Source organism: Streptomyces sp. NPDC051217 (assembly GCF_044455465.1).
Classification (GTDB): domain Bacteria; phylum Actinomycetota; class Actinomycetes; order Streptomycetales; family Streptomycetaceae; genus Streptomyces.
Window position 1 is genome coordinate 79,775 of sequence record NZ_JBITEV010000014.1, and the last position, 22,476, is coordinate 102,250.

Genomic DNA, 22,476 nt, shown 5'->3' on the forward strand with positions numbered 1-22,476 from the left:
TACGGCGCGTACGGCGCGACGCAGGGGGCCATCGCCCCCTCCGAAACCGCGCGATCTAGGGTCGAGCCATGGTGAGACCGCGACGCATCGTCCTAGTCCGGCACGGCGAGTCGGAGGGCAACTGTGACGACACGGTGTACGAACGCGAGCCCGACCATTCCCTGAGGCTCACCGACACCGGACGGCGCCAGGCCGAAGAGGCGGGCGCACGGCTGCGCGAGGAGTTCGGCCGTGAGCGGGTGAGCGTGTACGTGTCGCCCTACCGCCGCACCCACGAGACCTTCCGCGCCTTCGGCCTTGACCCGGAGTTGGTGCGGGTACGCGAGGAGCCCCGGCTGCGCGAACAGGACTGGGGCAACTGGCAGGACCCCGAGGACGTACGGCTCCAGAAGGCCTACCGCGACGCGTACGGGCACTTCTTCTACCGATTCGCCCAGGGCGAGTCCGGCGCCGACGTGTACGACCGGGTCGACGCCTTCCTGGAGAGCCTGCACCGCAGCTTCGAGGCCGCCGACCATCCCCCCAACGTGCTGCTGATCACCCACGGCCTGACCATGCGGCTCTTCTGCATGCGCTGGTTCCACTGGTCCGTCGCCGAGTTCGAGTCGCTGTCCAATCCCGGCAACGGGGAGTCCCGGACTCTGCTGCTCGGTGAGGACGGGCGGTACACGCTGGACCGCCCTTTCGAGCGCTGGCGGACCCCGAAGCCGTACGGCGTCACCGGTTAGAGTGAGGGGGCGATGACCGCTGACACCACACTCCCTCCCCTCGACCCGCGCTTCCGGCGCGCCATGGCAAGCCTGCGCGGCCTCTCTGTAGGAGACGCGCTCGGCTCACAGTTCTTCGTCCCCGTGAACTATCCGCTGCTCAAGCGGCGCGAACTGCCGCCCGGCCCGTGGCAGTGGACGGACGACGCCGAGATGGCCACATCGGTCCTCGCCGTCCTCGCCGTCCACGGACGCGTCGACCAGGACGCGCTCGCGCACTCCTTCGCCACACACCACGACTTCGACCGCGGTTACGGCCCCGCGGTGAACCGCATGCTCCGGCTGGTCAGGGAAGGCGGCGACTGGCGGGAACTGGCCGCCGGACTCTTCAACGGCCAGGGCTCCTGGGGCAACGGCGCCGCCATGCGGATCGCGCCGCTCGGTGCCTGGTACGCCGACGACCCCGAGCAGGCCACGCACCAGGCCGAGATCTCCGCGTACACGACGCATCAGCACCGCGAGGCCGTGGCCGGTGCGATGGCGGTGGCCGCGGCGACCGCCATCGCCGCCGGGCCGGCCGGACCACCCGCGCCGGCGGACCTGCTCGACGGCGTCATCGCGCTCGTGCCCCGCAGCGCCGTGGGAGCCGGGCTGCGACGGGCGCGGGACATGCTCGACTACGACGACGCCGGTACGGTCGCCGCGGTGCTCGGCAGCGGACGGCGTACGACGGCGCACGACACCGTCCCGTTCGCGCTCTGGTCGGCGGCACGTTCGCTCGGCGACTTCGAGCAGGCCTTCTGGAACACCGCCCAGGTGGGCGGCGACGTCGACACGAACTGCGCCATCGTCGGGGGAGTGGTGGCGGCGCTGGACGCCGGCGCCCCACCGGACCTGTGGGTCGAGCAGACGGAAGCGCTGCCCGACTGGCTGCCGGCAGGGCCTCACTGACGACGTCGCCTCCCTGGGAGGGTCTCCCTCAAGAGGCCGTTCCGCACGTCTTCTCAAGAAGGCGCACTCGGCCACGTCTTCTCAAGAAGGCGCACTCTGCGCGACTGTCACGGTCCCGCCACAGACTCGCTCCGGAACGGGCGCTACCGCCGCGTGGCGCTAGCCTCGGCCCATCGCCGCCTCGTTGATCATCCACGGGCGTGCGCCTACGTGAGCCCGGGATCCACGCACCGACCTGTCGGCGTGCGCATGGCACCGGGCGGGGAGGGGGGCCAGTGTCAGACACGCCATCGAATTCGAACGAGGCACCGGAACCGGCGGCCGGTCGGGAGCCGGGGGAGCCGGGGGAGCGGCGAGAAGCGCCGCAGCCGCGGGAGGCTGCCGCGGAGCAGGACATCCAGGACGCCGTGCCGCGCGCTCGTGCCGTACCGGCGCAGACGGGTGCCCCGGCGCGGGCCGGAGCCCCGGCGCAGGCCCGCCCCGCGCCCCACCGGCCCGCCCCGACGCACACCGGACGCCGGCCGCAGGCGCCGCACCCCACCAACTGGCAGCAGTGGCAGCCCACCAGAAACGATCCTCCCGCCTGGATCGGCGAGATCCGCTCCGACGAACCGGCCCGCATCGGCGTCGCCACCCTCTGGTGCGTCGCCGTCACCGGCCTGCTCAGCGCGCTGCTGCTCGGTGAAGGTCTCGGGCTCAACCTGCTGATCGTGAGCGTGCCCGCCGCGCTCGCCGCGTACTTCGCCGCCCGGGAGGCCGGACGGCGGCTGCGCCCCTGGACCCTGGTCTGGGCCGTCGGCGGCGTCGCGCTGCTCTCCGTCCCCGCCCTGCGCGACGCCGGCTGGCCGACCTTCCTCGCCGTGACGTCCGCGCTCGCGCTCGGTTCGCTCGCCCTGCACGGCTGTCGCACCTGGCCGGGCGTCGTCCTCGGCCCCTTCGGTCTGTTCGGCTCGCTCGGCACCGGCCTGTTCTGGGGCGTCAAGGGCGTGCGCGAGCGCGCCGAGGGCTCGCGGGGCCGGTGGGCACCCGTCGTCCGTACGGCCGCGGCCGCGGTCGTACTGCTCATCGTCTTCGGCGCGCTCTTCGCGAGCGCCGACGCCGCCTTCGCCGATCTGCTCGGCGGGCTGACGCCCGATGTCTCCGTCTCCGACGGACCGTGGCGCACGCTGCTCTTCGTCCTCGGCGTCGTGGGGGCGCTGGCAGCCGCGCACACGGCGGCGGCGCCGCTGCACTGGGACCGGATCACCGTACCGCCGGGGACCGCGCGGAACCGGGTCGAGTGGGCGTTGCCGCTGATCGTCCTCAACCTGCTCTTCGCCGTCTTCATCGGCGTACAGCTCACCGTGCTCTTCGGCGGCTACGACAAGGTCCTGAGCGAGACCGGTCTGACGTACTCCGAGTACGCCACGCAGGGCTTCTGGCAACTGCTCGGCGCCACCCTGCTCACCCTGCTCGTGATAGGTCTCGCGCGGCGCTGGGCACCGCGCGACGGAGCCAGGGACCGCACGCTCGTGAGCGCCGTCCTCGGGGTTCTGTGCGTTCTCACGCTGGTCGTCGTCGCGTCCGCGCTGCGCCGCATGGACCTGTACGTGGACGCCTACGGGCTGACGCGCCTGCGTGTGTCGGTGGCCGCGATGGAGCTGTGGCTCGGGGTAGTGATCGTCCTGATCATGGCCGCCGGCGTGTTCGGCGGGCGCTGGCTGCCGCGCGCAGTGGCCGTCAGCGGTGCGGCGGGCGTTCTGATCTTCGGACTGATGTCGCCGGACGCACTTGTCGCCGAGCGGAACGTCGACCGCTACCGGACCGCCGACAAGATCGACATCGCATACTTCCAGCAGCTCTCGGCCGACGCCGTACCGGCACTCGACACGCTCCCCGAGCCGCTGCGCTCCTGCGCGCTGGAGGGCATCGCGCGAGGACTGGGTGACTCGGACGAGCCGTGGTACGCGACGAGCTGGGGCGAGTCGAAGGCGAGGGACATCCTTGACGACCGGCCGATCAAGCCTCGTTGGGAGGAGTGCTCGGCGCTGAGCGCGACGAACGATTCGGTCGGCGGGCGCGACTCGTACGTGGACGGGCACACCGGCGACGGTTACTGAGGGCGCTTCGCCCGGCGGGCCGCGCGGGCCGGCCGGGCGCCGTCACCTCCTACGTACGGGACGTCCTCCCCACGGGACGTCCCGTACGGGTCTACGCGACCGGCCCCGCGACACCCGCCTTGCCGCTGAGCGCCTCCAGGTCGCTCTTGCGTACGCGCACCACCAGCGTCGCCGTCAGCAGCGCCAGGAGCACCATGCCCACGGCGGCCATGAAGGCGGTCGAGATGCCCTGTGTCAGCACCTCGTGACCCCAGCGCCCCGGCATCTCGTGGGTCTGGGCGAACTGCGCCTTCTCGACCGGTGACGCCTCCGCCATGAAGGACGGCAGTTGCTTCTCGGCCTCGTTGCGGCTCGCCGTACCGAAGACCGTGACCAGGATGGACAGCCCCAGCGAACCGCCCACCTGCTGGCTCGCGTTGAGCAGGCCCGACGCGGCGCCGGCCTCGTGCTGCGCGACCCCGGAAACGGCGGTCAGCGTGAGGGTCACGAAGTTGAGGCCCATGCCGAAGCCGAAGAGCACCATCGGACCGAGCACACCGCTCGCGTACGAGCTCTCCGGAGTGATCAGCGTCTGCCAGAAAAGTCCGACACCCGTGATCGTCGAGCCGACGACCATGAACGGCTTCGGGCCGAGCACCGGCAGCAGCCGCTGCGAGAGTCCCGCTCCCAGGCCGATCGCGAGGGTCACCGGCAGGAACGCGAGGCCGGACTCGATCGGGCTGTAGTCGAGCACGTTCTGAACGAACAGCACGATGAAGAAGAACATCCCGAACATGGCCGCGGCCAGGCTCAGCATGATGATGTAGGTGCCCGATCTGTTCCGGTCGGCGAACATCCTCAGCGGAGTGATCGGTTCCTTCGCCCGCGACTCGACGAGGGCGAAGGCGGCGAGCAGGATGACGGCCGCCGCGAACGATCCGATGGTGAGCGAGTCGCGCCAGCCCTCTTCCGAGGCCCGGATGAATCCGTAGACGAGCGAGGCCATGCCCAGGGTGGACGTCGCGGCGCCGGAGAGATCGAAACGGCCCGGATGACGCTTGGACTCGCTGATGTACATAGGCGCCAGAACGGCGATCAGCACGCCGATCGGCACGTTGACGAAGAACACCCAGCGCCAGTCGAGCCACTCGGTGAGCATCCCGCCGGCCAGCAGGCCGAGCGCCCCACCGCCCGCCGAGACCGCGGCGAAGACACCGAAGGCCCTGTTCCGTGCGGGTCCTTCGGGGAACGTGGTGGTGATCAGAGCGAGCGAGGTGGGTGAGGCGATGGCGCCGCCGACCCCCTGGAGCGCGCGGGCGGCGAGGAGCTGCCACGGCTCCTGGGCGAAACCGCCGAGGAGCGAGGCGAAGGTGAAGACCAGGATGCCGGTCATGAAGACGCGGCGGCGGCCGAGGATGTCGCCCGCGCGGCCACCGAGAAGCAGCAGACCACCGAAGGTGAGCGTGTACGCGCTCAGGACCCAGGAGAGGTCCGTGGTGGAGAAACTGAGGGCATCCTGGATGTGCGGGAGCGCGATATTCACAATCGTCGCGTCCGGAAGCGTTCCGCCGCACGTCATCAGGTTCCGGCTTATGACGAAGTCCTGACCAGCGGAGACGGGAGAGCGCCCGCTTCGGTGGGCGCTCTCTCAGCGGAGGTAATCGCGGGCTGATCGGAGCGGAGTGGCCCCTCATGAGATACGGCGTTATGCGCACGTGAGAGACGACGTCGATGTTCCGGGCGGGGGGTCGGCCTGCGGCAGTCTCATTGTTGGGGCGCGGGGTGGCAGGGAATTGGCATGTGGATTTTTCCGTATCTGCGGGGGGAAGGGATGGTGCATGCTGGCGAAGAAGGCCCTCGACGTGCTTTGTGAAGGCACTGATGTGCGCCAGGGCCTCGTGGTTGAGAAGCAGAGGCTCCTGCTTTCGATTGATGCCGTCTTGCAGAGGGGCAGTCCGGGGCAGTTGCGGGCGGCGGCCTATCTGCGTGTCTCGACGGAGGAGCAGAAGAAGGGGTACGGGATCACGTACTCGGGCAAGCGTGTGGTGAAGCACATTGCGGAGAAGGGCTGGGCGCTGGTTGACGTCTTCGCTGACGAGGGCTTCAGCGGCAGCTTGGACCACACTCGGCGCCCGGACCTGAAGCGCCTGATGGAAATAGCGGAGCAGGAGCCGAGTACCTTCGATCTTGTTTGCGTGTATGAGGAACGGGTGATCGGTCGGCGGGACAAGGCGTTCTGGCCATGGGTGTGGAAGCTCGAAGATGACCATCGCATCTTCACTGCGGTGGTCAAGGGCGACTACGACAACACCACCGATGAGGGCCGCTCCAAGATGCGCAAGGCGCAGGACAGGGCCGAAGACGAACTCGTCACGATCCGCGACCGCACACAGGGCGGCATCCAGGAGAAGGCTGAAGACGGCGGGTATACGGGTGGCAACGTTCCTTTTGGCTGGCGGATTGAACATCAGGGCATGAGGGGGAAATCGTGCCTTGTCCTGGATGATGGAGAGGGCGGGGAGTGGCACGCTCTTGCGGAAGGCAGGCGTCTCGCGGTGAAGCACCGCGGTGATTGGCTTGAGGTTGCCCTCGGGCTCAACGCCTTGGATCTCTATACCCGTTCGGGTGTCGCCTGGTCCCGCCAGAACGCACGGTCGCGCATCATGTCCCCTGCTGTCCTGAATGCGGAAGTCGTTTTCCGTGGTACTGCCGCTGAGCGCGCTGTATCGCGCAGGGGTGCCAAGACGGGTCGTGACGGCAAGCCCCTGTACGGGGAGACGGTTGTCATTGCCATTCCGCCGGCTTTCGAGCCGGCGGAGATTCAGGAGCTGAAGGAGGTAGTGAGGCCCGGTAAAGCCGGGCGGTCGAAGGTGGCGGCCCCGCAGGTTTACCCGCTTTCCGGGAACTTCTTCGGTTTGTGTGGTGGCCACTATGTCGGACAGAAGCAGAGCCGGAGCGGGGAGCGTTGGTACAACTGCTCGGGCAAGGACGGGCGCGCCCCCGGCGCACCGGTCTGCCAGTGCAGAGGCATCCCGTCCGATCGTGTTGAGACGGAACTGTGGAGTGCGCTGGTAGAAGTGCTGTCCCATCCCAAGAAGCTTAAGAATTCCGCTACTGGGCACTTGGAGACGACGGTCGACCAGAGGGCGAGTTTCGCTTACCGTATTGGGGCCTTGGACGAGCAGATTGAGGCCCAAGGCAGGGCCGTCAGGGCGACGATGGCCGTGGCGGCGAAGCTGGCTGCTCTTGAGGGCAAGGACGACCGTGAGATTGAGAGGGAAGTAGAGGCAGTCGCAGTGCCTTTGATGCGGGAGAAGGCCGGGCTGGAAAGACTCCGTGCCGAGGTCGTCCACTGGCAGCAGGATGTAGATGCGGCACTGGGGCGCGTCAGAGACTTGGAGGCGCTGTCGGATGCGGTCCGTCAACGGCTGTATCAACTCTCTCTTGCCGAGCAGGTCGAGGTGGTGAACCTGCTGAACTTGACAGTGCGGGTCACCAAGGCGCCTCCGCAGGTGCCGAAGGGGGCCGGGTGTCCCGTTCGGAACTGGTTCGAAGAGAGGAGTCTCAAAGTCCCCGCCCGGGTTAGTGAAGAGGCGTGGCAGCGCATTGAACCTGTTGTGTCGGCTGGCGACCGCCCGTGGCGGACTGGACGGCGTTTCGACCATCGGGAAGCGTTGGAGGGCATCCTCCACAAGGCCCGCGCCGGGATCACCTGGAGGGAGGTGCCTTTGAGCCAGGGCACCGGCAAGGGGCTCAGCTCGCGCTTCCGCCGCTGGCGGGAGTCGGGGACCTTCGACAAGGTGATGGAGTTCCTGGCAGCGGAGGAGAGCGTGGAACTGCCGCCGGCTCGAGAGACCGAACTGCCGAAGATGGAGGTCGTGGGGGCTTTCGTCCTTCAGGAACTGCTCGCAAACCTGACGGCGTACGGGCTTTCGACTAGAATTCTCGCACCGCATGTCATTAGGTTCCGGTGCATGCTAGGCGCCTGACCTGGTCGGATCGAGGACGTCCCTGTTTCTGGCGACCATCAATTTTTGATGCGCTTCAAATGGGTCCTGTGTGCGGCGTAGCGATCTGAAGTCCTACGCCTTTGTTGGGACGTGTAAAGCCTGTCCCGTAAATGATCTTGCCGGCGTGTGTTGGTGGTGTGGCTGGTACACACTGCTCGACCTGCTGGAGTCCGGTGCAACCGTGGCGCGACATGGTGTTGTTGGCGGTGAGATGTCGGCGCCTCCCAAGGAGTCCTGAGGCAAGCCCCCTCGGCGTTGGCGCTGGTCGTCGGTGACCGGCTGGTTGCACAGGTAGCAGGCATCGTTGTCGTGCGTCCCCAACTCGGCGGGCCACCTGCCGCACGGTCGAACACGAAGGTCGCCCTCGTCCACCGCCCAGGAACGCCGTACTCACCTGGAACGGCAGCAAGCCGAACCGGCGCGCCGTCGTGAACCAGCTCCTCGGATTCGCCCGCGTCAAGTACGTTCCGGACGGTCGCGACATCGCCTGGTGCGCGGACCGCCTTGACGAAGGCCAGGAACTGTCGGTAGCGGTGATCCCAGGGGCGTAGCAGTAGCGGACCATGGGCGCTTCGACCTCGGTGATGGTGTCGTTGCGGTCGCGACGTCCCGGAGTGGAACTTCGTCTTCCCTTGGAGTGGCACGGAGCCTCGGACCGTGTGTAATTCCCCTTGATCTGAAGGGGAATTCGCCCACCCATGGCCATCGCTGATGCTGTGTGTTCGCGCTGCATTACATTGCGTCACCTCCCGTTCGTGGTTGCAACTTCCATGGATGCGTGATTTCGATCACTGTTGACGGGTTCTGATCATCGCTACATAGTGAGGCGACTTGTGTGCGATCTGTGAACGGGTGAGGCGGGGTTGTGACCGGTGGGGTGGGTCGGCGTGTGCGCCGAAGAGTGGGTGTGACGACCCTCGTCGCGTTGATCGCCGGTCTGCTGCCTCAGGTTGCTGCGGCCGGGGAGAGTTCGACGAGCGGCGAGCTGTCGGCGTCGGCGAGGGCCGCTCGTTCGGGGGAGGCGGTCGAGGTTGTCTCGGAGCGGACGGAGTATTCCTCGACGGCGGCCAACCCTGACGGGACGTTCACGCTGACCCGGTCGACGACTCCGCAACGGGTCAAGAAGGCTGACGGTTCATGGGGGAGTGTCGACGCGACGCTTGAGCGTCGGTCGGACGGCTCTGTCGGCCCCAAGGGCGCGGTCGTTGATCTGGCATTCTCCGGAGGCGGAAGCGGTAAGGACCTGATCCGCCTCGGGGGCGAGCGGGGATCGCTTTCGCTGAGATGGGCGGACTCGCTCCCCGCGCCGGCACTTCAGGGTGCGACGGCTACGTATGCGGAGGTGTTCCCGGGCGTCGATCTTCAGTTGACGGCTACTGCCGAGGGCTTCCGTGAGGTGCTCGTTGTTAAATCGGCCGAGGCTGCGGCGAGTGCCGAGCTGGAGCAGATCGAACTCGCCACCTCCGGGGAGGGATTGACCGTCCGTCCAGGTGCGGGTGGTGGTCTTCAGGCCCAAGATGAGGACGGCAACGTTGTCTTCAGCGGTCCCGCCGGCCAGATGTGGGACTCCGCCGGGGAAGACACCGAGGATCTGCCGGCGCAGCGCCTCTCCGCAGCTCGGGAAGCGCTGGGACCGGTCGCGGCTGAGAACGACACCGTCCATCCGGGCAAGGGCGACGCCAGTGCCATCCTGCCCGTGCGTGTGGACGAGGGCGCCGTCGCGGTCGAGCCGGATCTGGAACTGCTGCGTGGTGACGACACCGTCTATCCCGTCTACATTGATCCGCCGATCGGCTTGGGGGATTCCGAGAGGTCGGTGATCTCTTCCGACGGGGACCGGTTCTGGCAGTTCGACGGCGAGTACGGGGTCGGTCGCTGTGCGACCGCGGCACCCTATTACTGCACGCTCGGCGCGTCCTACACGAACCGGATGCTGTTCGAGTTCTCGCCGGCGAACCTGGCGGGCAAGAGGGTGCTGGACGCCACGTTCCGGGCACGCGAGACGTGGTCGTTCGACTGCAACCCCCACTGGGTCGACCTGGAGCGCACCAACAATATGTCGTCGGCGACGCGTTGGCCGGGACCCAAGCAACTGGATCAGATGGGTGACCGGAATGTGTCCGCCGGGCGTGGTACGGCGTGCGATCCCGACCAGCCTGATGCCTGGATCGAGTTCAACGACAACACCTCGGAGTCGGACGAGAACCTGACCTCGACGGTGCGTGCGTTTGCCGACGGAAAGTTCGCCCGGCTGACGCTGATGCTGCGCGCGAAGGACGAGGGTGACGCGTCCGCGTGGAAGCGGTTCGACGACAACGCCGAACTCCAGGTCATTTACGCGCCCAAGCCTGGTGTGCCGACGAGCACGGGACTGATTCCTGGTAACGGGACTCTGCAGTACTGCGCGACCTCCTCCGCGAGTCCCACGATCGCCACCCGCCTGGACCCGATGGTCCAGGCCAGGCCCCAGACGCTGGTGCAGCCCAAGGGTTCCGAATCCACCGGTTCCCTGCGGACCACGTTCGTTGTCGAGCGACAGCAGACCGACAGCACATGGGTGGGCACGTGGAGCACCGTGTCCCCGGCGACGGGGTCCCGTCCGGACGGCACCCTGGAGAAAGTGCGGATGCCTGCCCGAGCGGACGGCTTGCTGTACCGGATGAAAGCACGCACCGAGTCCTTCTGGACCATCGGCGGTGTCACGTCGAGTGCTTCCTCGCCCTACGCGCGCTACTGCTATTTCCGGATCGACTCGAAAGCTCCGAGCGCACCGCAGATCACGGCCCAGGGACCGTATATGGGATGTGTCGAGTGCGTGGGAGAAGGGACGCCGGGAAGACCGGGCATGTTCACGTTCAAGCCGGACCCGTCCGACACGGACATCAAGAACTACCAGTGGCGTCTGCTGACCATGCCCGCGGACGAGACACGCCAGGTCACCGGGGCTACGGCGGTGGTCAAGGACGTCACGCCCACGCTGGCCGGCGAACAGGTTCTCAGCGTGCGGGCCGGTGACCTGGACGCAGATGGGCGGGTGCGGTTCGGTCCGTGGGCGGAGTTCGCGTTCAAGGTCGCCGCTCCCGAGGGGCCGGTCGGTCTCTGGCACTTCGACGATGCCCAACCGGGTTCGACGGTCGTCACGGCGAAGGACAGCGCCACGGCCGGAGTCCGTCACCACGCGACGCTCCGCCCCCCGAATACGGCGGGAAAGGGTGCGTTCTGGTCGGTCAAGGGCCGGCGGGGGACAGGTGACTACTCTCTGGGCCTCAACGACGACTCCGGTGAGGCTCAGGAGACCGCCTACGCCTCGACAGCGGGCCCGGCGGTGAACACGAAGGACTCGTTCACGCTGTCCGCGTGGGCGCTGCTGACGGACACGCAGAAGAGCGGCACGGTGGCCTCGGCTCCGGGCGCCTTCGGGTCCGCCTTCCAGTTGTACTACTCGGGCACCACGAAGAAGTGGGTGTTCGCACGCGTGGCGGCCGATGTGGCCAGCCCGGTCATGGTGCAGTCGTCGGCCGTGGCCGCCAACCCGCCCGGGGAGGTCTGGACACATCTGACCGGTGTGTTCGACACGCACGACGACACGGACAAGACGAACGACACCATCCAGCTGTTCGTCAACGGGCGCCCGCAGGGCTCCCCGGTGGAACTCTCCGCAGCCAATCCTGCGTACACACCGGTCACTTCCACCAAGGACATGCTGATCGGACGCTCCCCGGCCGGGGAGTACTTCACCGGCCGGCTGGATGAACTCACCCTCTGGCAGAGCGCGCTCACCCCGGACATGGTCCGTCAGGACAGCGCCGCGCTCTCCACGGAGGGGGTGCCGGCCACCGAACTGGTCGGTTACTGGGACACGGCATCCGCAGCCGACGGACGGGTGGAGGAGTGGACGGACTACACGTCCCCGGCCATGACCATCTCGGCGACCGGCGCGGTGCCACGCCCCGAGGAGAACGAGCTCGATCTCGACGGCGTGGTCGGCTACCTGACCACCACCGGCCCTGCGGTCGATGAGACCGGCTCCTTCACCGTCACGGCGGACGTGCAGGTCGACAAGGCCCTGATGGAGACCAAACCCATCGGCTACCGAGGCCACGTCTTCAGCCAGACCACCTCCAAGGGCAGCGAATCGTCGTGGGCGCTGTGGGTCGAGAAGACCGACCCGGACGGTGACGGCATCGCGTCCTACTTCTGGAAGTTCGGACGCACCGGCACCGACGCGAACGGTGCCGTGACCGAGCAGGCACAGGTGCCGTCCGAATTCGAGGCGGAACTCGACACCTGGGTACAGGTAACCGGCGTCTACGACGCCAACGAGGCCGTGGACACCGGATTCGGCACCACCCGTCTCTACGTGAACCAGTCCGAGCAGTTGTCGGCCGATGACGCCTCCTTCGTCACTCCGGTACAGGGGGCCGGCGCACTCTCCTGGGGGCGCGGCTCGTCCGGCGGGAAGACCGGGAACTATCTGCCGGGTGTTCTGGACGAAGTCCGGGTCTGGACCGGGGCGATGACGGAAGAGCAAGTCATCTCCAAAGTCATGGGCGACCCGGGCGCCGAATAACCCTCGGACCGGGTCGGCACTTACTGCCGCTCGGCCCGGTCGTTCAACGGTCCACCGAAGTCTTCTGCAGCACCACCAAACGCCCCGGGCACGGACGGTGGCGGTCCGGAACATGTGCCGTCCTGATGAAGGCGGCTGGAATGGGGAGCGGATCCGATGAGGGGCAACCACGGCACACCTGGCGGCGGCGGACCGCGCGTCAGGATATGGCTGCGACGCGTCGCCGTGGTGACCGGATTCGCCCTGATGCCGGGCCTCCTCAGCCCAGTGGTGTTCGCGGACGACCCCGCACCTCTGGGCGCGCCGAAACTGGCCGCGCCGAAGGCAGCGGAGGTGACCCCGTTCACCGCGAAGGTGAACAAGAAGCAGGCCGCCGTGATGAAGAAGGCCGGCGACACCCACCGAAGGGACGCGGCCCGCGCGAAGAGCGACCGGGCCACGACCGTGACCTGGCCCCGAGCCGGAAGTACAACGCTGAACCCGTCGGCCGCCGCTACCGTGAAGGCGACAGCGGGTGGTCTCCCCCTTCTCCTGACCGTCAGCTCCTCCGCGGCGAAGAAGCAGAAGCCGGTCAACGGAGCGGTGAAAGTCACCATCCTGGACAAAAAGCAGACCGCGAAACTGGGAATCAAAGGCGTCGCCCTGACGCTCACCGGACCCGCCACCGGCGGAAACGCCCAACTCGGCCTCAACTACAAGAAGTTCGCCTCCGCCTATGGCGGTGACTGGGCCGGACGCCTCCAGCTCCAGCAGCTGCCCAACTGCGCGCTGACCGACCCGGCCGCATCGAAGTGCCGCACCCGCACACCGCTGGACTTCACCAACGACCGCGCCAACAGCACTGTTACAGCACCAGTCGCCTTCGCGCCCACCCCCTCACCGGGCGCGCGGACCGTGGTCCTGGCCCTCGCGGCCGGCACTGAATCCGGTGCGGGGGACTTCAAGGCCACGCCGCTCTCCGCCTCGTCGACCTGGGAAGCCGGGGGCTCGTCCGGCACCTTCACCTGGTCCTACCCGCTGCGGACCCCACCTGCCGCAGCTGGCCCCGCGCCGGACCTGTCCATCTCCTACGACTCCGGCAGCGTCGACGGCCGCACCGCCTCGACGAACAACCAGGGCACCGCGATCGGCGAGGGATTCGACATCACCTCGTCCTACATCGAACGCAAATACGGCTCGTGCGACGACGACGGGCAGGACGACAAGTTCGACCAGTGCTGGAAGTACGACAACGCCTCCGTCGTCCTGAACGGCCAGGCCAGTGAACTCGTCAAGCAGGACGGCAAGGGTGGCGCTCCGGGTGAGGCGGATGAGCCGGGTGTCTGGCGGCTAAAGAACGATCAAGCCGCGACCGTAACCCATTCCACCGGTGCCGAAAACGGCGACGACAACGGCGAGTACTGGACCATCATCACCGGCGAGGGCACCAAGTACGTCTTCGGCCTCAACAAGCTCGACGGCGCACCGGCCAACGAGCGTACCGAGTCGGTGTGGACCGTGCCGGTCTTCGGAGACGACTCTGGCGAGCCCGGATACGAGGACGGGACCAGTTTGTCCGGCCGGGACAAGAAGCAGGCGTGGCGGTGGAACCTCGACTACGTCGAGGACACCCACGCCAACGCCATGTCCTACTGGTATGACTCCGAGACCAACCATTACGACAAGCTCGGCGACGACGACACCGGGACCGCTTACACGCGCGGTGGATGGCTGGAGGAGATCCGCTACGGCCAGCGCGCCAAAGCCCTCTTCAGCGGCAGTCCCGCAGCGTCGAACAAGGTCGTCTTCTCCTACAAAGAGCGCTGCGTCGCCACCGGCACCGGCTGTGACTCGCTGACCGAGGACGCCCGCGACAACTGGCCCGACGTGCCCTTCGACGCGGTCTGCAAGGAGGGCGACAAGTGTACCGGAAACGTCGCCCCAAGCTTCTTCACCCGCAAGCGGATGACCGCCATCACCACCTACGCGTGGAACGCGGCAGCGGCCACCCCCGACTTCGTCCCGGTGGACACGTGGGATCTGAAGCAGCAGTACCTCGACCCGGGCGATACCGGTGACTCCTCCGACCAGTCACTGTGGCTGGACGAGATCCGGCATACCGGTCGGCACGGTACCGAAATAGCCCTGCCCCCGGTCACCTTCACCCACGAGTTCCTCGCCAACCGCGTCGACGGCAACAGCGACGACATCCTGCCCCTGCACAAGCCGCGTCTCTACACGATCACGTCGGAGACCGGCGCGCAGTCGGTGGTCAACTATCTGCCGGCCGAATGTAGCGCCGGACAGGCCAAACCGGCGGTCGACACCAATACCAAGCGGTGCTACCCGGTGTACTGGTCGCCGAACGGTGAGAAGACACCGGTCCTTGACTGGTTCCAGAAGTATCCGGTCGAGGCCGTGTCCACCACGGATCCGCACGGCGGATCCGAAGCCGTCGAGCACACCTACACGTACGGTGGTGGCGGGGCCTGGCATTACAACGACGACCCGATGATCAAGGAGAAGGAACGCACCTGGTCATCCTGGCGCGGCTTCGGCCAGGTCACCCACGTCACCGGCCGCCCGGGCAAGACGCAGTCCAAGTCCGTGACGGTGTATCTGCGCGGGATGAACGGCGACCGCGTCCTCGGATCCGACGGGAAGACCCCGCACGCGACCGACCGCAAGAGCGTCACGGTCACCGGTATCAAGGCGCCCGGAATCACCGACGCCGACCAGTACGCCGGGTTCACCCGCGAGTCGGTCACCTACAACGGCGCCCAGGAGGTGAGCGGCAAGATCAGTGACCCCTGGTCGGAGAAGACCGCCACCCAGCACAAGTCCTACGCCGACACCGAGGCGTACTTCGTCCGCGTCGCCGCGACACACGACCGGACCAACATCACCACCAGCGGCACCCCGCGCGACCGGGTCCGTACGACCGCGACGACCTACGACGACTACGGCATGGCCGAAACCGTCGATGACAAGGGCGACAACGCCGTCACCGGCGACGAGAAGTGCACACGCACCTGGTACGCCCGCAACGAGGCTGTCGGGATCAACAACCTCGTCGCCCGCACCCGCACGGTTACCAAACCCTGTGCCACCGCCGACACGGCACTTGACCTGCCCGCAGACTCCACACGCCCCGGCGACGTCGTCGCCGACACCGCCACCGCCTACGACACCACCACCTGGACACTGGAGCAGAAGCCCACCAAGGGTGAGCCCCGCTGGACAGGCCGGGCCAAAGCGTACGGCACCGACAACCAGCCGGCCTGGCAGAAGACAACGACGGTCACCTACGACACACTCGGCCGTCAGCTCACCGTCAAGGACGCCAACGACACCACGACCGCCACCACCGCCTACACCCCCGCGGAGACCGGCCCGCTCACCGCCACCACCGTCAGCAACGCCAAATCTCACCGCACCATCAGCCTGCTCGACTACGCGACCGCCGCCCCACTGAAGGTCACAGACCCCAACGACAAGGTCAGCGAGTCCAGGTACGACGCACTCGGGCGTATCAAACAGGTCTGGCTGCCCAACAGCCCCAGATCCGGCGGCAAGAACCCCAACTACGTCTACGACTACGGGATCACAGCCACCGATCCGCCCTGGGTGTCCACCGGAACCCTGCAAGGCGACGCAGCCGGCTACAACACCACCTACGAAATCTACGACTCCCAGCTACGCCCGCGGCAGACACAGTCACCCTCGCCGCTCGGCGGCCGGGTGATCGGCCTGACGATGTACGACGACCGCGGTCTCGCCGTCTCGTCCCAGTCAGACATCTGGGACGACAAGGCCGCGCCGACCTCGGTCATCGCGCAGACCGAAGGCGGCCAGGCACCGGTACAAAACGACACCACCTACGACGGGGCGGGCCGCGCGGTCAAGGCGGTCACGATGAACTTCGGCCGCGTGCGGTGGAGCACCGAGGCCGCGTACACCGGTGACACCGTCACCACGACCGCGCCCACCGGCGGCCAGGCCACCGCAGTAGTCACCGACGCCCTAGGCCAGACCACGCAGCGCCGCGAATACGCGGGCACCCAGCCGACCGGCACTGATTTCACCACCACGGACTTCACCTACGCGCCCGACGGACAGCAGGCATCCGTCAAGGGCCCGGACCAGGCCAAATGGACCTACGCGTATGACCTGTTCGGCCGCAAGGCCAGCTCCACCGACCCGGACACGGGCACCTCATCAACGGGTTACGACGAACTTGATCAGCCCATCTCCACCACCGATGCCCGCAGCAGGACCCTGCTCACCGAGTACGACGTTCTCGGGCGTCGGACCGGGCTGTGGGACGGCGCCAAGTCGGACACGGCGAAGCTTGCCGACTGGACCTTCGACACACTCGCCAAGGGCCAGGGCGACACCTCCGTACGCTACGAGGGCGGCCTGACCGGAAAGGCGTACACCACCAAGGTCACCTCCTACGACCCCATGTACAACGCCACCGGCACCCAGTTGACGCTGCCCGCCACAGACCCTCTGGTCGCGGCGGGAGTGCCCGCCACCCTCAACTTCTCCACCGCTTACAACCTCGATGGCACCGTCCGCAGTAACACCCATCCGGCCGTGGGCGGACTGCCCACCGAGGCGGTGTCCAACAAGTACAACGACCTGGGCCTCCAGACCACCGCAAGCGGCACCGGCGCCTACCTCAAGGACGCCACGTACTCCGAACTAGGCGATCTGCGCCAACTCACCCCCTTTACCAGCCAGAATCTCACCTTCACCTACGGGTACGAACCCGGCACGCGCCGCCTGAAGAGCTCCGTCGTCAGCGACACCTCACACCCAGGCCGCCTGCAGGACCTCAACTTCAACCAAGACGACGCCGGGAACATCACCTCCATCTTCGACGCCGCCACCCAGGGCACCGGCGGCACAACGAAGACCGACAACCAGTGCTTCACCTACGACGGCCACCGCCGCCTCATCGAAGCCTGGACCCCCAGAACCCCCGACTGCGCCACCACCGGCCGCACCACCGCCAACCTCGACGGTGAAGCCCCCTACTGGTACAGCTACACCTACACCACGGGCGGCCAGCGCAAGACCGAGACCAAACACACCACCACCGGCAACAGCAGCTCCACGTACAACTACGGCACCCCGGCCGGCCAGCCGCACCCCCTCACCAGCACTACCGGGGCAAAGACCGGCACCTACACGTACGACAAGACCGGCAGCACCACCAGCCGACCCGGTGTCCAGGCCCAGCAGGCCCTCACCTGGAGCACCGAAGGCAAACTCGCCACCACCACCGAACCCGCCGCCGGAACCAAACCGGCCACCGGCACCAGCTACCTCTACGACGCCGACGGCGAACTCCTCATCAGCCGCAACACCACCGGCGACGGCGACACCGTCCTCTACCTCGACGGCGGCAGCGAAGTCCGGCTCACCACCAAAGGCACAGCAAAAACCCTCACTGGCACCCGCTACTACACAGCCGCCGGCCAGACCATTGCCCTCCGCACCGCAATCCTCGGGACAACCGGCAGCAAACTCACCTTCCTCGCCGGCGACCACCACGGCACCTCCAGCCTCGCCATCGACGCCGCCACCCTCGCAGTCACCAAGCGCTACACCACCCCCTTCGGAGCCCCCCGCGGCAGCGCCGCCACTACCTGGCCGGACGACAAAGCCTTCCTCGGCAAGCCAGCCGACACCACGACCGGCCTCACGCACATCGAGGCCCGGGAGTACGACCCGGGTATCGGCCAGTTCATCAGCGTCGACCCCCTTCTCTCCCTCGACCAGCACCAATCCCTCAACGGCTACTCCTACGCCAACAACAGACCCCCCACCGGCAGCGACCCAACCGGCCTGAGGGACCCCGGCGGCGCCCAGTGCGGCATCATCTCGCCCTGCACGGGCGGAGGCCCGAAGTGGCAGGACGACCCCAAGCCCAGCGGTAGCGGAGGAGGCGGCGGTGGTGGCAAGGGAGGTGGCGGCGGCACCGCCTCCGCACCCAGCGGCACAAGACCGACACCATCGCCCAGCCCTGGCCCGGCGCCAGCGCCCGGACCTTATTTGAAGGGTCCTGCGGATGACCCAATGCTCAACTTCTTGGGATTGATCGCCGCGATCGTTCTGCCCGACCCCGAGGCATGGCAAAACTGTGCCAGTTCCCCCGGACTCACACTTGACTGCGGTTCAACCGTCAGTGACATTCCCACGCCGTTCACCAAGCTTCTCAAGCTTCTGAAGCTCAGAAAGGCCGACGATGTCGTAGATGCCGCCAAAAAGGCACCGCCCGGCTGTAAATGTTTCCTGGCCGGCACCGACGTACTCATGGCAGACGGAACAACCAAAGACATCGAGAGAGTCAAGCTCGGTGACAAAGTGCAAGCCACAGACCCGGAAACAGGCGAGTCAGGCACCCGAGAGGTGACCCGCCTCATCGTCACCGAGGACGACAAGCACTTCAACACCCTGTCCGTCGCCACGGACAGAGGCATTGAAAAGCTCACGGCGACGCACGAACACCCCTTCTGGTCCCCCTCGGAGAACCGCTGGGCCGAAGCGGGCGAACTACAGCCCGGTATGACCCTGCTCACCGACGACGGCACCACCGTCATCGTGACCGCCAACCACGCCTTCACCAAGCATGCGCGCACGTACAACCTGACCGTCGACGACCTCCACACGTACTATGTGCTGGCGGGGGCCACGCCGGTACTCGTTCACAACAGCAACGGCGACTTGACACCGGAGCAACTAAAGTCCATCGAGTCGTATCAGAAGCTCATCGAGGAGCATGAGGTGAAACTCCGGGATTATCTAGCGGACCCGGATGCTTATGACAACAAGGGTTTCCTCAAAAACGCGCCGAGTGAAGAGGTTCGTCAGCGAATTATCGACGGGCGCACTAGGCACTTGAACAAGGAAATACAAACCTTCCACGAGAATATCGCAAAAATCAACGGGAGTGTTTGCTGATGGTTGATATTCCAGTAGACAAGCTCAAAAGTGTGTTGGACCTGCTTGTGGAGCGGATTCGCGCTGGGGAACAGGTGTTGGAAATCAACAAAGAGGCGTTCTGGTCCGTGCCCCCAGATCAGGCTTATGAGATCTACAGTGAGCCGCGAGATCTCACGATCGGCATGCTTTCTGAGTCGTGGGGCCACCTGGAAGACATGTTGTCCGACCCCGACCGTGTCGTGGGGCAGGGCTTCGTTTGGCTTGCTGAAGTGCTTCGTGCCATCGGAGACGAAGCGACGTCCTGAGGTATTGGCAGCTCTTCACAAGGCTGACTGAGTTGCGGCCTTTGAGTTCCACCAGCAAATCCGAGGCCCCCGCCAGGCGCGTCCTGGTGGGGCCTTTGCTTGGGGTGACGGCAGTAGATGACGGCAACGTCAGCGGCCGATGGCGGTGCAGGGTGACGGGTCGCCGTTGGCCAAGCGCCTCAGCGGCCACACGCCCGAAGAGTGCACCGCCAAGGCCCAGCACCCCTGGACCGCCCGGCCGATGACAAACGTCGACGCCGACCCAGGGCCGAACGCACCGGCAGGACACGAGGTAACCCGAGATGAGCTGTTAAGAGTTTCTTTACTGGATCAAGGGCGGCCCGCTGACGTGGGCCGCCGCGCGCCGGCGGTCGGCAACCGCCGCCCGCTCCTGTCTACCGCCCCGCTGGCAACGGCCACCGGCCACTCGGCGCGCACATCCGAAAGTAGGAACCGGGCTGCCAGACGGCGAACGCTGTCGCCCAGCAGTCGCAGTGCCGGACCTCAGAGCGTCCGGAGAGCGCTCAGCCGTTGTGTGCCGTGCACCAGCTCCTGTCCGGTGAGGCGCCGAGCCCGTCTTCCCCGGCTGGGGCCGTGCCTGGCTGATGCCGTGACGGCTGAAGATAACTGGGCTGAGGCGGGTGCGGGGTTGAGCGAGACACGCATGGCGGACGGTCGGCTGACCAGCCGTCGTGGCTGGCTTTCCGTGGCTCATGCCAGAACAGTCGGCGCCGACGTGCGACGACGATGCCCCCTCCCGTTCGGGCACGGTCCTGCCGGATGTATCAGCTCTGGCCGGGGTGCACGGAGGCTGGTCAGCTCGCCAGGAGTTCGGCGACTTCGGGTACGTCTCGAAAAGCGCGCAGGCGGTCGAGGACGATCCGCGTGCGCTGTGCCGTCCGCTCGCTGCCGCTCTGCCCAAGTGCGAGCATGCGGCCCGCCGTCCCAGCCGCGGCCTCGGGCTCGTTGGCGTCGGCGTAGGCCACAGCCAGCCACGAGAGGTACAGCGCCAACTCCCGGGCGTGGCTGGCGTTGTAGCGGCCGAGTACATCGGTCAGCAGGGGAACGGCGCGCAGGGGGCGGTGCAGCTCGGTATAGATACGGGCTTCCATGACCTGCAGTTCCCCGGCGTTCATCCAGTACAGGTACGACGGCGACTCGGTGCCGGCCGAGTCCTCGGCCAGGGCCTCGGCCGCTTCTCCGAGGGCGGCCATCGCCGGGCGGTCCTGCCCGGCACGGGTGTGCGCCCAGGCCACCCGGTCCAGATACAGTGCGCGGGCTTTGGGCGGGGCGTCCAGGCCGGCATTAGCAGTGCGGCGTGAGCCAAGTGCACGGCATCGGCCGTGCGTCCGATGTTGCTCCACTGGTAGGCCAGCGAGCCCGCCACGTTCCCGGACAGCACTCCGTCCCCCGCCGCACGGGCCGCGCTCATGCCGAGCCGGTAGATCCATTCAGCTTCGGCGTGCTCACCCGCGTCGGAGGCCACCCACCCGGCGATCTGCGCCAGCTCGCCGATGATGCGTAGGAGTTCACGCCCGACCTCCTCGGTGTGGGTGGCCTCCCGATACAGCGTCATCGCCGCCCGCAGCTCACGTAGGGCGGGGCCGATCAGATCCTTGCCGTACACGACATCGTCGGCCAGCCGCAGGCCGTGGACCCGCTGGGCCAGGTCGGCCACCTGCCCCGATCCGACCCGGCGCCCCGTACGGGCCGCCAGCGGGGACAGAGGATCACCTTCGGGCAGGAAGTCGGCCACAGTCAGCACACGCGGCGCGGACTGCGGAGGCTGGACTGCCTTCGCCGCTTCCAGCATCTCGCGGGGAACCTCCAAAACCCGCGCGAGGAAAGGCAGCCACTCGCGGGGAGAACGAGCCCCGATCTCCCAGCGGGACACGTCGTTTCGCGTCGGAGGGACGCGTCCGGGAGCGACCGCGGCGAGCGCCTCGGCGAGGCGCCGCTGACTCCAACCACGCGCCAGGCGCAGCCGCCTGACCAGTTCCCCGACCGTCTCCCGCACCAGTCCAGCTTGGCAGACAGCAAGGCAGACACGCTGGCTACTCCGAAAGGTTCACGCCAGAGAGACCCTGATCGACAGACCTGAAGCGAGGAAAGGAAAAGCAGCATGGCCGAGGAGGCGACACAGCGGCGAGAGCGTCCCGCTGCCCCGCATGCACAGTACGACAGGGCCCGCAAACAGGCAGGCGCCGAGGTGTGCAGCGGACCGGCGCCGACTCACCGACGTGCGGATGATGGAGGGCCACCGGCGCCTCGATCACGGGCAGGCACGATGAACCAGAACGACAGTCGAACGGAGCACCTGCCTGACAGCAGAGCGAAGTCCGTAGCAGAGGGGCCTCGCTTACTGCCCTGGACCACCCAGGACGGGCACCCCTGCTACCTGAGCACCGACGGCCGGGGCTTCCTCTCCACCCTCGCCGATAGCATGGAGACGGTCCAGCTCGGCATGGGCCACGAACTGCTGGAGTACGCCCGCGAGATCATCGCGCCCGGCGTGAAAGGTCAGTTGGCTACCGAATACCGCTGGCTCGCCTGCCGGTTGACCGAAGCACTGGCCGACGCACTCAGGGTCGCCGACTCGCGCGGACAGCGCATCCCGGACTTGGAAGAGACGGCCGAGGATGCCTGACTCACCGAACGCCGGCCCGCCGGTCGGCAACCGCGGGCGCTACCGTTTTCGTGAGTACCACGTGACCATCGTCGCCGACTCCCTCGCGTTGCCGACCTATCAGGCGGTCTGCGTCACCGGCGAAGACAGCAACTGCGGCGCCACCTCAGGCGCACTGCTCGCTCCGGACGAACTGACGCACTGGATCGCCGAGCACTGCGCCCAGAGCGGTCACGAACTGTATGAGCAGACCCACCGCGCCGTGGTCCGTGCTGAGCCCGGTGCATGGCAGTAAA

Annotated in this window: 12 protein-coding genes; 9 read left to right on the forward strand and 3 right to left on the reverse strand. The window is 67.1% G+C overall.

Annotated features, from left to right (window positions below; translation table 11 throughout):
* Positions 1 to 68 precede the first annotated feature (68 nt).
* The 3 genes from ACIBBB_RS27630 to ACIBBB_RS27640 all read left to right on the forward strand — a co-directional run bounded on the left by ACIBBB_RS27630 (position 69) and on the right by ACIBBB_RS27640 (position 3,757).
* Positions 69 to 728: a histidine phosphatase family protein gene (locus ACIBBB_RS27630; protein WP_398986579.1), complete on the forward strand. Its 660-nt coding sequence runs from the start codon at positions 69 to 71 to the stop codon at positions 726 to 728.
* 12 nt (positions 729 to 740) lie between these two features.
* Entirely contained in the window at positions 741 to 1,658 is a 918-nt protein-coding gene (locus ACIBBB_RS27635) for an ADP-ribosylglycohydrolase family protein (RefSeq protein ID WP_398986581.1), read from the forward strand.
* A gap of 275 nt (positions 1,659 to 1,933) precedes the next feature.
* Complete coding sequence (locus ACIBBB_RS27640) at positions 1,934 to 3,757, forward strand: DUF4153 domain-containing protein (protein ID WP_398986583.1); 1,824 nt, start codon at positions 1,934 to 1,936, stop codon at positions 3,755 to 3,757.
* A gap of 91 nt (positions 3,758 to 3,848) precedes the next feature.
* Here ACIBBB_RS27640 and ACIBBB_RS27645 read toward each other — a convergent pair whose 3' ends face one another.
* Positions 3,849 to 5,330: an MFS transporter gene (locus ACIBBB_RS27645; protein WP_398986878.1), complete on the reverse strand. Its 1,482-nt coding sequence runs from the start codon at positions 5,328 to 5,330 to the stop codon at positions 3,849 to 3,851.
* Positions 5,331 to 5,574: 244 nt separating this feature from the next.
* Between ACIBBB_RS27645 and ACIBBB_RS27650 the strand changes: the two genes are divergently transcribed.
* From ACIBBB_RS27650 to ACIBBB_RS27665, 4 genes are all read left to right on the forward strand, one after another.
* The gene (locus ACIBBB_RS27650) at positions 5,575 to 7,725 is read left to right on the forward strand and encodes a recombinase family protein (protein ID WP_398986585.1); all 2,151 of its coding nucleotides are present in this window, start codon (positions 5,575 to 5,577) and stop codon (positions 7,723 to 7,725) included.
* A 928-nt stretch (positions 7,726 to 8,653) separates the two neighbouring features.
* The gene (locus ACIBBB_RS27655; RefSeq protein WP_398986587.1) at positions 8,654 to 12,316 is read left to right on the forward strand and encodes a LamG domain-containing protein; all 3,663 of its coding nucleotides are present in this window, start codon (positions 8,654 to 8,656) and stop codon (positions 12,314 to 12,316) included.
* A 156-nt stretch (positions 12,317 to 12,472) separates the two neighbouring features.
* Positions 12,473 to 19,267 (forward strand): polymorphic toxin-type HINT domain-containing protein, encoded by a 6,795-nt coding sequence (locus ACIBBB_RS27660; RefSeq protein ID WP_398986589.1) that lies wholly within the window; start codon positions 12,473 to 12,475, stop codon positions 19,265 to 19,267.
* The gene (locus ACIBBB_RS27665) at positions 19,267 to 19,554 is read left to right on the forward strand and encodes a hypothetical protein (RefSeq protein ID WP_398986591.1); all 288 of its coding nucleotides are present in this window, start codon (positions 19,267 to 19,269) and stop codon (positions 19,552 to 19,554) included. The genes ACIBBB_RS27660 and ACIBBB_RS27665 overlap by 1 nt, the downstream gene beginning before the upstream one ends.
* Positions 19,555 to 20,369: 815 nt before the next feature.
* Here the strand turns inward: ACIBBB_RS27665 and ACIBBB_RS27670 are convergent.
* Both ACIBBB_RS27670 and ACIBBB_RS27675 read right to left on the reverse strand, forming a co-directional pair.
* Positions 20,370 to 20,768 carry a hypothetical protein gene (locus ACIBBB_RS27670; protein ID WP_398986593.1) on the reverse strand — a complete coding sequence of 133 codons (399 nt, stop codon included), beginning with the start codon at positions 20,766 to 20,768 and terminating at the stop codon, positions 20,370 to 20,372.
* Positions 20,687 to 21,571, reverse strand: coding sequence for a helix-turn-helix domain-containing protein (locus ACIBBB_RS27675; RefSeq protein WP_398986595.1), 885 nt, complete (start codon positions 21,569 to 21,571; stop codon positions 20,687 to 20,689). Before ACIBBB_RS27675 ends, ACIBBB_RS27670 begins: the two co-directional genes overlap by 82 nt.
* A 426-nt stretch (positions 21,572 to 21,997) precedes the next feature.
* Between ACIBBB_RS27675 and ACIBBB_RS27680 the strand changes: the two genes are divergently transcribed.
* Positions 21,998 to 22,201 (forward strand): hypothetical protein, encoded by a 204-nt coding sequence (locus tag ACIBBB_RS27680; protein WP_398986597.1) that lies wholly within the window; start codon positions 21,998 to 22,000, stop codon positions 22,199 to 22,201.
* On the forward strand, positions 22,194 to 22,475 hold the full coding sequence (locus tag ACIBBB_RS27685) for a hypothetical protein (RefSeq protein WP_398986599.1): 282 nt from the start codon (positions 22,194 to 22,196) through the stop codon (positions 22,473 to 22,475). The genes ACIBBB_RS27680 and ACIBBB_RS27685 overlap by 8 nt, the downstream gene beginning before the upstream one ends.
* Position 22,476: the final 1 nt, after the last annotated feature.

Coding starts and splice junctions, on each gene's coding strand:
- ACIBBB_RS27685 (WP_398986599.1), top strand. CDS start 22,194: ATGCCTGACTCACCGAACGCCGGCCCGCCGGTCGGCAACCGCGGGCGC.
- ACIBBB_RS27660 (WP_398986589.1), top strand. CDS start 12,473: ATGAGGGGCAACCACGGCACACCTGGCGGCGGCGGACCGCGCGTCAGG.
- ACIBBB_RS27665 (WP_398986591.1), top strand. CDS start 19,267: ATGGTTGATATTCCAGTAGACAAGCTCAAAAGTGTGTTGGACCTGCTT.
- ACIBBB_RS27650 (WP_398986585.1), top strand. CDS start 5,575: ATGCTGGCGAAGAAGGCCCTCGACGTGCTTTGTGAAGGCACTGATGTG.
- ACIBBB_RS27680 (WP_398986597.1), top strand. CDS start 21,998: ATGGAGACGGTCCAGCTCGGCATGGGCCACGAACTGCTGGAGTACGCC.
- ACIBBB_RS27630 (WP_398986579.1), top strand. CDS start 69: ATGGTGAGACCGCGACGCATCGTCCTAGTCCGGCACGGCGAGTCGGAG.
- ACIBBB_RS27635 (WP_398986581.1), top strand. CDS start 741: ATGACCGCTGACACCACACTCCCTCCCCTCGACCCGCGCTTCCGGCGC.
- ACIBBB_RS27670 (WP_398986593.1), bottom strand. CDS start 20,768: ATGGCCGCCCTCGGAGAAGCGGCCGAGGCCCTGGCCGAGGACTCGGCC.